Here is a 13,149-nt window from a genome sequence, read left to right as displayed (position 1 = left end):
GTCCGCGTGAGCACGCCCTACCCCGCCGCGGAGCGCCTGGACCTCGTCGAGACCCTGCACGGCCACCACGTGGCCGATCCCTACCGCTGGCTGGAGGACGCCGACGACCCCCGCACGCAGGCATGGGCGACCGCGCAGGACGCCCTGACCGGGGAGCACCTCGACGCGCTGCCCGGTCGCGCGCCGCTGGCCGACCGGCTGCGGGAGCTGCTGGCGGCGGGGTCGGTCTCGGTGCCCCTGTGGCGCGCCGGTCGCGCGTTCTCCGTCCGGCGCGAGCCCGGCCAGGAGCACGCCGTCGTGCTGGTCCGCGAGCCGGACGGCGGTGAGCGCGTGCTGCTCGACCCGATGACGATCGACCCCACCGGCCGCACCACGATCGACGGCTGGGTGCCCGACCTCGAGGGCCGCCGCCTCGCCTACCAGCTCTCCGAGGGCGGCGACGAGTACTCGGTGCTGCACGTCCTCGACGTCGCCACCGGCGACGACGTGGAACCCGCGATCGACCGCTGCCGCTACTCGGCCGTCTCCTGGCTGCCCGGTGGCGAGGAGTTCGTGTTCGTGCGGATGGTCGACGCCGACGAGGTGCCCGCGGGCGAGCAGGCCTTCCACCGCCGCATCTGGCGGCACCGCATCGGCACCCCCACCAGCGACGACGTGCTGATCGACGCCCCCGGCCTCTACGACGGCCACAACTACTACGGCGCGCGGGTCTCCCGCGACGGCACCTGGTTGGTCGTCACCGCCAACGTGGGAACCGCGCGCCGCGACAGCCTGTGGGTCGGACGCGTCGACGGCGAGCTCGTCCGCGTGCTCACCCAGGACGACGACGTGCAGTGCGCCGCCTGGGTCGACCGCGACGACCTCCTCTACCTGCACACCACCGACGGCGCCCCGCGCTGGCGCCTCGCCGTGACCGATCCTGCGACGCCGCAGCGCGAGCACTGGCGCCCGCTCGTCGCCGAGGACCCGGGCTCGGTGCTCGACGCCGTGCGCCGCCTGGAGGGCCCCGACGGGCCGCGGCTGGCGCTGCTGCGCGCCCGGCACGCCGTCTCCGAGATCGCGCTGCACCACGTCGACGGCACCCCGGACGGCACCGTCGACCTGCCGGGCACCGGCTCCGTCATCGGCCTGACCGTCGCCGACCTCGACACGCCGTCGCAGCACGGCCGGCTCTGGATCGGCTGGACCGACCTCGTCACCCCGCCGCAGGTGCACCGCTTCGAGAACGGCACGACGGTCCTGGAGCGCACCGCCCCCGGCTCGGTCACCGTGCCCGACGTCCGCAGCGAGCAGCGCGAGTTCACCTCCGCCGACGGCACGACCGTGCGGATGTTCGTGATCGCCCCCGCCGGCTCGACGGGCCCGCGACCGACCCTCGTCACCGGCTACGGCGGCTTCGGCATCAGCCGCGAACCCTCCTACACCGCGTCCGCGCTGGCCTGGGTCGCCGCGGGCGGCGCCTACGCGCTGGTGTCGCTGCGCGGCGGCGGCGAGGAGGGCGAGGACTGGCACCGCGCCGGCAACCGGGGCAACAAGCAGAACGTGTTCGACGACCTGCACGCCGCCGTGCAGGCGCTGGTCGACGCGGGCGACACCACCCCGGCGCAGCTCTCGATCATGGGCGGGTCCAACGGCGGCCTGCTCGTCGGCGCGGCCCTCGTCCAGCGCCCGGACCTCTACGCCGCGGTCGTCTGCTCGGCCCCGCTGCTCGACATGGTGCGCTACGAGGAGTTCTCGCTCGGCCGCACGTGGAACGAGGAGTACGGGACGGCCGCCGACCCCACCGAGATCGGCTGGCTCCTGTCGTACTCGCCGTACCACCACGTCACCGACGGCGTCGACTACCCGGCGACGCTGTTCACCGTCTTCGACTCCGACTCGCGCGTGGACCCGCTGCATGCCCGCAAGATGTGCGCGGCGCTGCAGCACGCGAGTGCGGGACAGGCCCCGATCCTGCTCCGCCGCGAGACCGACGTGGGCCACGGAGCCCGCTCGATCTCGCGCACCGTCGGGCTGGCCGCCGACCAGCTCGCCTTCCTGGCCGCTCACACCGGACTGGAGATCCAGCCATGAACGACCTGCTCCCCGCACAGCCCGCGTGCGCCTCCGAGGCCGGAACCTGGTGCGCGCGGTTCTACCAGTGGACCAACAACGACTTCCTCGCCCGCTCGGCCGACACGATCGTCGGGACCGGCCTCAAGATCCTGCTGATCCTGGTGCTCGCGTTCCTCGCGCGGTTCCTGCTGCACCGCCTGGTCAACCGCGTCGTCGACGGCGCGGCCAACGCCCGCATGCCCCGCCGCTCCCCCGCCGCCGCGGCCGCGACGGCCCCCGTCCGGCGCGCCCAGCGGGCCCGCACCATCGGCTCGGTGCTGCGCTCGACCATCTCCGTGATCGTGCTGACGATCGCCGCGATCATGGTGCTGTCCGAGTTCGGCGTGAACCTCGGGCCCATCCTCGCCTCGGCAGGCATCGTCGGCGTCGCGGTCGGGTTCGGCGCACAGAACCTCGTCCGCGACTTCCTGTCCGGCATGTTCATGCTGCTCGAGGACCAGTACGGCGTCGGCGACATCGTCGACCTCGGGGAGGCCAGCGGCACCGTCGAGGCCGTCGGCCTGCGGATCACGACGCTGCGCGACGTCAACGGCACCGTCTGGTACGTCCGCAACGGCGAGATCCTGCGCGTGGGCAACAAGAGCCAGGGCTTCGCCGTCGCCGTCGTCGACATCCCGGTCGCGCACAGCGCCGACATCGCCGAGGCCACCGCGCTGATCGGCACCGTCGCCTCCGAGCGCGTGACGCTCCACGACGTGGCCGAGCACGTCCTGGAGCCCGTCGAGGTGCTGGGCGTGGAGCGCGTCAGCCCGGAGGGGGTGACGCTCCGGCTCACCGTCAAGGTCGCCCCCGGCAAGCAGTGGCTCGTGCAGCGCGCCCTGAACGCCGTGCTCACCGACGCCTTCGACGACGCCCACGTCCCGCGCCCCGGCCTGCTCCCGGCTCTCCCGCCGGCCGGCCCACCCCTGACCAAGTAGCCCCGCGAGTCGCTGTTTCCCCGCCCGCGAGTCGCGGGATTCCCGCCCGCGAGTCGCCCGTTTCCCGCCCCCGAGTGCCCCGGAGGATGATGGAGCCGTGACCGATCCACAGAACTTCTACGCCGAGGTGGGCGGCGCGCCCGTCTTCGACAAGCTCGTCTCCCGCTTCTACGAGGAGGTCGCCGCCGACGACGTCCTGCTCCCGCTCTACCCCGAGAAGGACCTCGGCCCGGCCGAGGTCCGGCTGCGGATGTTCCTGGAGCAGTACTGGGGCGGCCCGCGCACCTACTCCGACCAGCGCGGACACCCGCGACTGCGGATGCGGCACAACCCGTACAAGATCGGCCCGATCGAGCGCGACGCGTGGCTGCGCTGCATGCGCATCGCCGTCGACGAGGCCGGTTTCGACGACGCCCACCGCGAGCAGATCTGGCAGTACATGACCTATGCGGCCGCGAGCATGCAGAACTCGGACTTCTAGGTCACTCGTCGGGGTCGGCCAGCTCCACGGTCGGCCCGTAGTGCCCGCGCCACGCCGCGAGCGTGCCGGACGTGCCGTCGGTGAACGCGAGCCGGCGCAGCGTCACGGCGATCGCGGCGCGGCTGGCCGGGTCGCCGGGCAGGTCCATCGTCTCCGGGCCCCGCATCGCCCGGACCGCGTCGACGACGTCGGCCGCCACCACGCCGAGCACCGGGTCGCCGTGCTCGGCGAGCAGCGCGCGGAACGCGGCGTCACGCTCCGGGTCGAACGGCACGGGCTGCCCGTCGGGCTCGGCGGCGGGGTGCGCCGGGTGCAGCCGCAGCACCGACGTCCAGCCGTCGGGCACCGGGAGGTGCGCCGCAGGCCCCGGATCCTGCCGGACGTGCGCGGGCCGCAGGCGCAGCCCCGTGCCGCCGCCGGGCGCGGTGATCTCCATCCGTCCCGCCGCCGTGACCACGACGACGTCCGGTGCCGCACCGGTGAGCTGCGCCAGCAACCCGCCGCTGACGGCGTCGCGGCCGACCGCGGCCCGCAGCACCTCGACGGCCTCGGGATCGGCGGTGCGCACCAGGACGTCGGCGGCGACCGCACCGAGACCGAGGTCGAACAGGGTCCCGGACAGGTCGGGCGGGCGCAGGGCCTCCGAATCGGGCCCGAGCTCGGTGACGACCCGTCGCCCCGCGCAGCGCGCGTCCTCGTCGGGCACACAGAACGCGACGGCGTGCAGCCAGCGCATCGGGTCACGCGACGACGGCGTCTCGTAGGCGACGGCTATCGCGTCGTCGGGCAGCACGACCCGCAACCCGCCGCGGGCGGTCACCACGCTGTTGGGCCCGCGCTGCGCACGCTCACCGGGTGTGCGGGTCAGCCGGGCCAGCGCGCCCGGTGCACCGGCCGACCACGAGGACGTCTCCAACGCCAGGTGCTCCTCGACCAGGACCCGGACGGGGCCGAGCGCGGGGTCCGTCGTCCGATCCATCGGCAGAGCGTGTCACACGGCGGCGTCGAGTACGACCTCTCCGTCGGGCCCGGTGACCTGGACGAGCGAGGCGTCCGCGCGCAGGACCGACGAGTTGAGGTTGCAGCGCATCTCCGACTCGCCCGTGCCGAGGAACTCCCCGGCCCCGACGACCCGGCCCGCGTCGTCGGTGACCGTGACGGCGTACGCGGCTCCGTCGTCGAACCCGGTGGCGGTGAGCGTGAACTCCATGCCCCAGGTGTGCGGCACCACGGCGGCCTCCGCACGGATCGCGGGGTCGAGCGACCGCACCGCGACCTGCTCGAACTCGACGTCACCGACCGAGCCGCCCGCGAGGTACCCGATGCCCCCGGCGAGCAGCACGCCCGCCGCGGCCGCCGCCGCGAGCAGCACCCGCCGTGGCCGGCGCGGCTGCGGGGCGGGCACGGCGGGCGCGGCCGCGCGCACCTCCGCGATGAGGGAGTCCGGCAGGGGCGGCGGCTGCGGGCCGGGACCCAGGTCGTCGACGCCGAGCCGGTCGCGGGCACCGCCGAGCAGGCCCGCCACCGGCGCGATCTCGTCGAGGTCGGCGCGGCAGGCCGCGCAGGACCCCAGGTGGTCGTGCACCGCGCGCCACCGGTCCCCGGACAGCTGCCCCAGCGCGTAGGCGCCGAGCTGCTCCCGGATCGTCCGATGCGTCCCGCCCGTCACAGCTCCACCCCCATCTCGTCGAGTACCAGTCGCAGGGCCTTGAGCCCGTAGAACACGCGGCTGCGGACCGTACCCACGGGCACGCCCAGCTCCGCGGACACCTCGCCGTACGGCCGGCCCCGCAGGTAGGTCTCCACCAGCGCGACGCGGTGCTCGTCGGACAGGCGCCGCAGCGCCTCCTCCACCGTCCAGGCCGTCATCGTGGCCTCGTCGAAGCCGCCGTCGCCGCCCGCGAGGGCGATGAGCCGCTCGGCGCCGACCGGCTGCACCGGACGCACCGATCGTCGCCGGGTGTGGTCGATGACGAGGTTGCGCGCGATCGCGAACAACCACGCCCGCACCGAGCCGCGCGCGGCGTCGAACGTGCCCGCCGAGCGCCACGCGCGCAGGAACACCTCCTGGACGACGTCCTCCGCCGCCCCGGTGTCGCGCAGCTGGCGCAGGACGAAGCGGAACAGCTCCCCGGCGTGCTCCCGGTGCGCAGCCCGCAGACCGGCCTCGTCATGCAGGAGGCCACCCCCGATCGCTACCGCTGGTGTGTCCATCGTGGCGTACTACGCGCCGTGACCGGCAATCCGTTCATCCGGGCCGGAAGTTTGACAAGATTCCCCCGTGCAGTGGTGGCGCGAGGCGGTGGTCTACCAGGTCTACGTGCGCAGCTTCACCGACTCCGACGGTGACGGCGTGGGCGACCTGGACGGTATCCGGTCCCGTCTCGGCTACCTGGAGCTACTGGGTGTCGACGCGCTGTGGCTGACCCCGTTCTACCCGTCGCCGATGGCCGACCACGGCTACGACGTCGCCGACCCGCGCGACGTCGATCCGGTGTTCGGCGACCTCGCCGTGTTCGACGCGCTGGTCTCCGACGCCCACGACCACGGACTGAGGATCGTCGTCGACCTGGTGCCCAACCACACCTCCACCGAGCACGAGTGGTTCCGCGCAGCCCGCGGGTCGGCGCCCGGCAGCCCCGAGCGCGAGCGCTACCACTTCCGGCCCGGTCGCGGTGACCATCCGCCCAACGACTGGCACAGCGTGTTCGGCGGCCCGGCGTGGACCCGGATCCCCGGGGACCCGGAGTGGTACCTGCACCTGTTCTCCCCCGACCAGCCCGACCTGAACTGGACCAACCCCGAGGTCTGGGCCGACCTGGAGAAGACGGTCCGGTTCTGGCTCGACCGCGGCGTCGACGGCTTCCGCATCGACGTCGCACACGGCATGAGCAAGCCCGACGGCCTCCCCGACGCCGGTGACGGCCCGGCCGATCCGCGCTTCGACCACGAGGGCGTGCACGACGTCCACCGCATGGTCCGCGCGGTGGTCGACCACTTCCCGGAGTGCCTGCTCGTCGGGCAGGTCTGCGTCCGCGACGACGCCGCGTTCGCCCGCTACGTGCGGGCCGACGAGCTGCACGTCGGGCTGACCTACCGCCTGCTGGAGTGCGCCTTCGACGCCGACGCCGTCCGCGACGCGATCGAGGACTCCTTCGACGCCGTCGCCGGCACCCCGTCACCGCCGTCGTGGACGCTGGCCAACCACGACACGGCCCGCCCGGTCTCCCGCTACGGCGGCGTCGCCCGCGCCCGCGCGATGGCGATGGTGACGCTGGCGCTGCCCGGCACGGTCGTCCTCTACAACGGCGAGGAGCTGGGCCTGCCCGACGTCGAGCTGCCCGACGACGCCCTGCAGGACCCGCGCTGGCGACAGTCCGGGCGCACCGACCGCGGCCGCGACGGCTGCCGCGTCCCGCTGCCGTGGGAGGGCACCGCCCCCGGGTTCGGCTTCACCACCGGCCAGCCGTGGCTGCCGATCCCCGAGGAGTGGGCCGACCGGCTGGTCGCCGACCAGTTGGAGGACACCGCGTCGACGCTGTCGGTGTACCGCCGCGCACTCGAGCTGCGCCGCAGCCACCCGGGGTTCACCGGCCGGGACCTGGAGTGGTTCGGCGCCCCGGAGAACTGCCTGGCGTTCCGGCGCGCCGGGTCCACGCTGGTGTGCGCGCTGAACACCGGCGACACCCCGGTCCCCCTGCCCCCGGGCGACGTCCTGCTCTCCAGCAGCCCGCTCGCCGGGGGCCTGCTCCCGCCCGACACGGCGGTCTGGTTGGCCTGACGGCTCCGTAGGCGGAGATCGTGGCTCAGGCCAGCAGCAGCGGCAGCGCGGTGAGCCTGCGGCGCACGACGGCGCCGTAGCGGGCGTCGAGGCGCAGCCAGGAGCCGGTGGCCGACACCTTCACCGCGTCGCCCGCGTCGCCCGCGACGAACCCCATCCCGGACAGCGCGAACAGGCACCGCATCGGCACCTTCACCGCGGGCCCGTCGCCCGCGCTGACGGTGAGCACCGTCTGGTCCAGCAGCGACGCGGGCGGGCCCATCGGGCCCGCGTTCTCGCGCGCCACCGTCAGCCCTCGTTCGGTGAGCTTCTCGATCTCCTCCGCGGGCACCGCATCGACCGGCTCCCACCCGTCGACGGGCGGCAGCTCGCCCTGCCACAGCCCGCCGGATCCCGGGTCGACGACCCCGGCCCGCTCCACCGACAGCGCCGTGAGCAGCGACGACGCCGGCAGCGTGACGTCGGTGGGGTCGAGCGAGCCGTGCACGGACCGGGTGGCGAGCACGTCGAACGGCGTCGACGCCCATGCGGTGACCACCCCGTTCGCCGCCCGCAGCCGGACGGTCGCGACGGTGTCGAGGCGCACGACCCGGCCGATGAACGCGCCGAGGTCGCCCCGCTCGTCCGCATCGGGGATCTCCAGCGCGGTCATGCCCACTCCCCCAGCCACGTCTTCTCCTCCGTGCTCAGCCGCCGCGGGCGCTGCGCGGCGAGGTCGAACGTGGCCATCCGCGTGTGCGCGGTGATCGCCACCGGCGCGTCCTCGCCCGGCCCGTCGTGCAGGGCGTAGCGGATGACGAAGGTCGCGGCACGCACCTCCTCGACGGTCATCGCGACGCGTAGGGCGTGCGAGCGGTACGCCACCTGCCTCGTGTACTCGACCCCCAGCCCGACGACGAGCAGCCCCGACGAGAACGTCCCGACCCCGTCGGCGGCGGCGCGGTCGAAGAACAGCGCGATCCGCGCCTCCTCCAGCAGCGTCACCGCGCGCGCGTGGTTGAGGTGCCGGTAGGAGTCCTGGTCGGTCCAGCGCAGGGGCACCTGCGCGACGTAGGCGGTCACGTCAGCACCCTCTCACCCGCGGTCAGCGGGCCAGGCCCCGGAGCTGCCGGGAGACCACCGAGAGGGTCGCCAGGTCGAGCTGCCCGGCCGTGCCGACCTCGTAGAGCGCCGCGCGGGCACGCACCAACCGGCTCGCGTTGGCCTGCTCCCACTGGGCGATGGCGTCCTCGACCGGGGTGCCGGGTGCGGCCTCCCGCAGTGCGTCGAGGGTGACCGAACGCAGCGAGCCGTAGAGGTCGTCGCGCAGGGCGAGACGGGCCAGCGCGTGCCAGCGGTCGCCACGCTCCAGTGCGCTCACCGACGTCAGTGCGAGGTCGATGCCCAGGTGCTCGGACATCGCGTAGTACAGCTCCGCCACCTCGCGGGGCTCCCGCGGCTCGCGGTCGCGCTCGGAGAGCTCCACCAGCTCGACGACGTCGAGCAGCCCGTAGCCGTACATCAGCGCACCCGAGCGCAGCGAGCACTCCGCACCGACGCCCGCCGCGCCGAGTTGCCGCGCCCGCTCCTGCACCGCCTCGAGCTCGCGTCCCCGCAGCAACCCGGGCAGCTGCGCGCGCAGCCCCCGGACCGTGGCCGCGAACCGCGCCGCCTCGGCCCCCACGGCGAGCGGCTGCGGCCGGTTGGTGAGGAACCAGCGCGATCCCCGGTCGAGCAGCCGCCGCGACTCCAGCACGATCTGGTCGGCCACCGCGGTCGGGATGCCGGGGTCGCGCAGCTCGGTCCACAGCGCGGGGAGGTCGAACACCGCCGTGGTGACGGCGTAGGCGCGCACCGCGTCCGTCGCCGACGCCCCCGTCTCCTCGCCCAGCCGGAACACGTACGTCATCCCCGCGCCGTCGACCATCTCGTTGACCAGCTGCGTCGTCACGATCTCGCGCCGCAGCGGGTGCCCGGCGATCGCGGCGGGGAACCGCTCCCGGATCGCGTGCGGGAAGTACTCCGGCACCCGCGACGCGAACGCGCTCACGTCCGGGAGGTCGGTGGCGAGCACCTGCGCGGTGAGGTCGAGCTTCGTGTGCGCGAGCAACGTCGAGAGCTCCGGGCTGCTCAGGCCCTGCCCCGCCGCCTCGAGTGCGGCGAAGCCCGCCGCGTCGGGGAGCACCTCCAGCGTCCGGACGAGCCCATAGCGCTCCACGAGGTCGGCGGTGAGCCTGCCGTGTACGCCGGTCATGTCGGCCGCGTGCGCCCGGGCGATGCCGAGCACCGCGTTCTGGTCGCGGTTGTCGGCGAGCACCAGCTCGGACACCTCGTCGGTCATCTCGACGAGGACCGCGTTGCGGGCGCCCTTCTCCAGCTCCCCCGCCGCGACGAGCCGGTCGAGCAGGATCTTGATGTTGACCTCGTGGTCGGAGCAGTCGACGCCCGCCGAGTTGTCGATCGCGTCGGTGTTGATCTTCCCCCCGGCGCGCGCGAACTCGATGCGACCCTTCTGGGTCAGCCCGAGGTTGCCGCCCTCGCCGACGACCTTGACCCGCAGTTCCGCGCCGTCGGCGCGGACGGCGTCGTTGGCCTTGTCGCCCGCGGCGTCGTGCGTCTCGTCGACGGCCTTCACATAGGTCCCGATGCCGCCGTTCCACAGGAGATCGACGGGTGCGCGGAGGATGGCGGCGATCAGCTCGGGCGGGCTCAGCCGCGTGACGTCGTCCGCGAGCCCGAGTGCGGCCCGGATCTCCGCCCCCACCGGCACCGACTTCTCGGTGCGCGCCCACACGCCGCCGCCCGCGCTGATCAACGACCGGTCGTAGTCGTCCCACGACGAGCGCGGCAGCGCGAACATCCGCTCGCGCTCGACGAAGGTCGTCGCCGCGTCGGGGGTCGGGTCGACGAACACGTGGCGGTGGTCGAACGCCGCGACCAGCCGGATGTGGCGGGAGAGCAGCATCCCGTTGCCGAAGACGTCACCGGACATGTCGCCGACGCCGACGACCGTGAACGGCTGCGTCTGGGTGTCGACGCCGAGCTCGCGGAAGTGCCGCTTGACGCTCTCCCACGCCCCCTTCGCCGTGATCCCCATGGCCTTGTGGTCGTAACCGACGGAACCGCCGGAGGCGAACGCGTCGCCGAGCCAGAAGCCGTACGACGCCGCGACCTCGTTGGCGGTGTCGGAGAACCGCGCGGTGCCCTTGTCGGCGGCCACGACCAGGTAGGAGTCGTCGCCGTCGTGGCGCACGACGTCCGGCGGGGGCACCGTCGCCCCGTCCACGAGATTGTCGGTGACGTCGAGCAGCCCCGAGATGAACATGCGGTAGCAGGCCTCGACCTCGGCAGGCTCCGGCCGCGCCGCGCGGACGAAGAACCCGCCCTTGGCCCCGACCGGCACGATCACCGCGTTCTTCACGGCCTGCGCCTTGACCAGCCCGAGGATCTCCGTGCGGAAGTCCTGCGGCCGGTCCGACCAGCGCAGACCCCCGCGCGCGACGGCCCCGAACCGCAGGTGTACGCCCTCGACCCGAGGCGAGTACACCCAGATCTCGAACTTCGGACGCGGTGCCGGCATGTCCGGCACGGCCGACGGGTCGATCTTGAACGAGAAGAACCCGCGGTGGCGGAACCAGTTGGTGCGCAGCGTCGCGGTGATCATCGCCAGGTAACCGCGCAGGATCCGGTCGGCGTCGAGGCCGGTGACGGCGTCGATCAGGGCGCGGGCCCCGGCGAGCGCGGCGGACTCGGCCCGCGCGCGGTCGGGCACGGCCGGGTCGAACCGGGCCCGGAACACACCGACGAGCGCCGCGGCCACAGCGGGCTGCATCAACAGCGTGTCGGCCATGTACTGCGGGCTGTAGGGGCTCCCGATCTGGCGCGCGTAGCGGGCGTAGGCGCGCAGCACCGCCACCTCGCGCCACGGCAGCCCGGCCCGGAGCACGAGCGCGGAGAACCGGTCGGTCTCGGCGTCGCCGCGCCAGGCCGCGCTGAACGCCTCGCTGAACCCGGACTCCACCTCCGCCTCGGACCGCCCGGCCAGCGCGGCGCGGGTGGCCTCGTCGACGCGCACGCCGAACTCGTAGAGGAAGCACCGCAGCCCGTCGGGCCGGACGAACTCCGACGGGCGCTCGTCGAGGACCTCCACGCCGAGCTGCTGCAGCAGCGGCAGGACGGCCGTCAGCGTCGCGGGGGCGCCGGCGAGGTAGAGCCCGAACCGCCGCGTCCCGCCGGGCTGCGAGTCGTGCAGGCGCACCGAGAAGTCGCCGGGGCCGCTCAGCGCGGCGATCCGACGCAGGTCGGCCACCGCATGCTGCGGGTCGACCGCGGCCTTGTACGTCTCCGGCACGCCGGTCAGCAGCGCCCCGACCTCGGCGCCCTCGGGGGTGGACTGCAGCCGGTCGTCCCAGGTGCGGACGGCCCCGGTCAGCTCGTCCTGCAGCGTCGACACGTCGACGTCGTCGAAACCGGCCGCGTCGGGCGGGGTGTGCACGGTGAACTGGACGAGCGCGAGTGCCGACTCCGACACCCGGGCGGTGTGGTCGACGCCCGTGCCGCCGAGCCTGCGCTGCAGGACGTCGGCCATCGCGAGGCGCGAGGAGGTCGTGTAGCGGTCGCGCGGCAGGTAGACCAGGCACGACACGAAGCGGCGGTACGGGTCGGGGCGCAGGAACAGCCGCACCGCGCGCCGCCCGGCGACGGCGAGCACGCCGACGGCGGTGTCGTGGAGCCGCTCGACGCCCGCGCTGAACAGCTCCTCGCGGGGCAGCTCGGAGATGACCTCGAGCATCTGCTGCCCCGAGTAGGACTCCAACGGGAACCCGGCCCGGTGGACCGCGTCGCGCACGCGGCGGGCGATCACCGGGATGTCGAGGACGCTCTCGTAGAGCGCCGGCACCGTCAGCAGGCCCAGGAAGCGGTGCTCACCGGTGAGCCGGCCCTCGCCGTCGACGGTGGCCACCGCCAGGTGGTACGGGTGCTCGGGACGCAGCGGGCCGACCTCGCTCGCGCGCGTGATGACCAGCAGGTCGGGCCGCCCCGGGGGGGTGTCGACGTGCGGGGCGAACGCGCGGGCCGCGGCGTCGCGGCGGAGCACCCCGAGGCCGGAAGCGGGTTCGGCGACCAGTTCGCCGTCGGGCGTGGCGCGGTAGTGGCGGTACCCGAGGAACGTGACGTGGCCGTCGGCGAGCCAGCGCAGCAGGTCCGCCACGTCGCGGGGCTGGGCCGTGGCGTCGGCCGGGGCCCGCGACGGCAGGCCGTCGGCGATCCGCAGCGCCGTCGCGATCATCGGTTCGGCGTCGTCGACGATCTCGCGGACCTCGCGCAGGACCTCGGACAGCCGTGCGGCCAGGTCGTCGGACGAGAGGTCCAGCGGCTCCAGGTCGAGGTGGATCCAGGACTCGACGGTGCCGTCCGCGGGAGGCGCGGCCGGGTCGGCGTCGGTGAGCACGTCGTCGAGGCCCCCGTCGGCGTCGCGGCGGACCACGACGATCGGGTGGATCACCCGCGTGACCTCGCCACCCGCCCGGGCGACCGCCGCGAGCAACGACTGCACCAGGAACGGCATGTCGTCGGTGACGACCTCGACCACCGGTCCGGCCGCCGGCCCACCGTCGGGCTGCGCGGCCCGGACCCGGATCAGCGGCTCCCCCGCCGCCCGCCGCCCGGCCAGCTCGACGTGCGAGCGCGCCGCGTCGAGCAGCATCGGGAGGTGGTCGCCGGAGAGTCGCTCCAGGTCAGGGGCGTGCCGTGCGTAGAGCGAACGCAGGGCCGTCAGTTCGGGGCCGGGCTTCGTCGCCCGCTCGCCGGTGGTCACATGCCGCTCCGGGGTTGGATGATCGGGGACGGGGCCACCCTATGCCCACACGTCCGGG

At 74.2% G+C, this 13,149-nt stretch carries 10 protein-coding genes; 4 read left to right on the top strand and 6 right to left on the bottom strand.

All coding sequences use genetic code 11. The features are described 5' to 3' along the window. The first annotated feature begins 6 nt into the window (after nt 1-6). The 3 genes from I4I81_RS00080 (at nt 7) to I4I81_RS00070 (ending at nt 3,513) form a co-directional block, all read left to right on the top strand. On the top strand, nt 7-2,073 hold the full coding sequence (locus tag I4I81_RS00080) for a prolyl oligopeptidase family serine peptidase (RefSeq protein WP_218606109.1): 2,067 nt from the start codon (nt 7-9) through the stop codon (nt 2,071-2,073). Continuing rightward, nucleotides 2,070-3,032 (top strand): mechanosensitive ion channel family protein, encoded by a 963-nt coding sequence (locus I4I81_RS00075; RefSeq protein WP_218615697.1) that lies wholly within the window; start codon nt 2,070-2,072, stop codon nt 3,030-3,032. The genes I4I81_RS00080 and I4I81_RS00075 overlap by 4 nt, the downstream gene beginning before the upstream one ends. Before the next feature lie 97 nt (nt 3,033-3,129). After that, nucleotides 3,130-3,513, top strand: a complete 384-nt coding sequence (locus I4I81_RS00070) for a globin (RefSeq protein WP_218615696.1) — start codon at nt 3,130-3,132, stop codon at nt 3,511-3,513. Between the two features lies 1 nt (nt 3,514). Here the strand turns inward: I4I81_RS00070 and I4I81_RS00065 are convergent, their stop codons facing one another. The 3 genes from I4I81_RS00065 to I4I81_RS00055 are packed head-to-tail and all read right to left on the bottom strand — an operon-like array spanning nt 3,515 to nt 5,727. Continuing rightward, nucleotides 3,515-4,492, bottom strand: a complete 978-nt coding sequence (locus I4I81_RS00065) for a DUF6925 family protein (RefSeq protein WP_218602957.1) — start codon at nt 4,490-4,492, stop codon at nt 3,515-3,517. A gap of 12 nt (nt 4,493-4,504) precedes the next feature. Beyond that, on the bottom strand, nt 4,505-5,182 hold the full coding sequence (locus I4I81_RS00060; protein WP_218602956.1) for an anti-sigma factor family protein: 678 nt from the start codon (nt 5,180-5,182) through the stop codon (nt 4,505-4,507). Further along, a complete protein-coding gene (locus I4I81_RS00055; protein WP_225924441.1) occupies nt 5,179-5,727 on the bottom strand; it encodes a sigma-70 family RNA polymerase sigma factor in 549 nt (182 codons plus the stop codon). Before I4I81_RS00055 ends, I4I81_RS00060 begins: the two co-directional genes overlap by 4 nt. Nucleotides 5,728-5,794: 67 nt before the next feature. Here I4I81_RS00055 and I4I81_RS00050 point away from each other — a divergent pair, with 67 nt between their 5' ends. Next, nucleotides 5,795-7,294: an alpha-amylase family glycosyl hydrolase gene (locus I4I81_RS00050; RefSeq protein WP_218602955.1), complete on the top strand. Its 1,500-nt coding sequence runs from the start codon at nt 5,795-5,797 to the stop codon at nt 7,292-7,294. Nucleotides 7,295-7,319: 25 nt separating this feature from the next. On the opposite strand, the gene I4I81_RS00045 is transcribed toward I4I81_RS00050, so the two are convergent. The 3 genes from I4I81_RS00045 to I4I81_RS00035 are packed head-to-tail and all read right to left on the bottom strand — an operon-like array spanning nt 7,320 to nt 13,091. After that, nucleotides 7,320-7,946 carry a DUF8185 domain-containing protein gene (locus I4I81_RS00045; RefSeq protein WP_218602960.1) on the bottom strand — a complete coding sequence of 209 codons (627 nt, stop codon included), beginning with the start codon at nt 7,944-7,946 and terminating at the stop codon, nt 7,320-7,322. Beyond that, nucleotides 7,943-8,356 carry an acyl-CoA thioesterase gene (locus I4I81_RS00040; protein WP_218602954.1) on the bottom strand — a complete coding sequence of 138 codons (414 nt, stop codon included), beginning with the start codon at nt 8,354-8,356 and terminating at the stop codon, nt 7,943-7,945. Before I4I81_RS00040 ends, I4I81_RS00045 begins: the two co-directional genes overlap by 4 nt. Nucleotides 8,357-8,378: 22 nt before the next feature. After that, on the bottom strand, nt 8,379-13,091 hold the full coding sequence (locus I4I81_RS00035) for an NAD-glutamate dehydrogenase (protein WP_226363656.1): 4,713 nt from the start codon (nt 13,089-13,091) through the stop codon (nt 8,379-8,381). Nucleotides 13,092-13,149 lie beyond the last annotated feature (58 nt).

The sequence above is a fragment of the Pseudonocardia abyssalis genome, from assembly GCF_019263705.2.
In the GTDB taxonomy this organism is placed as follows: domain Bacteria; phylum Actinomycetota; class Actinomycetes; order Mycobacteriales; family Pseudonocardiaceae; genus Pseudonocardia; species Pseudonocardia abyssalis.
Note: the sequence above shows the minus strand (reverse complement) of the source record. Positions and strands in the feature narration are given on the sequence as shown.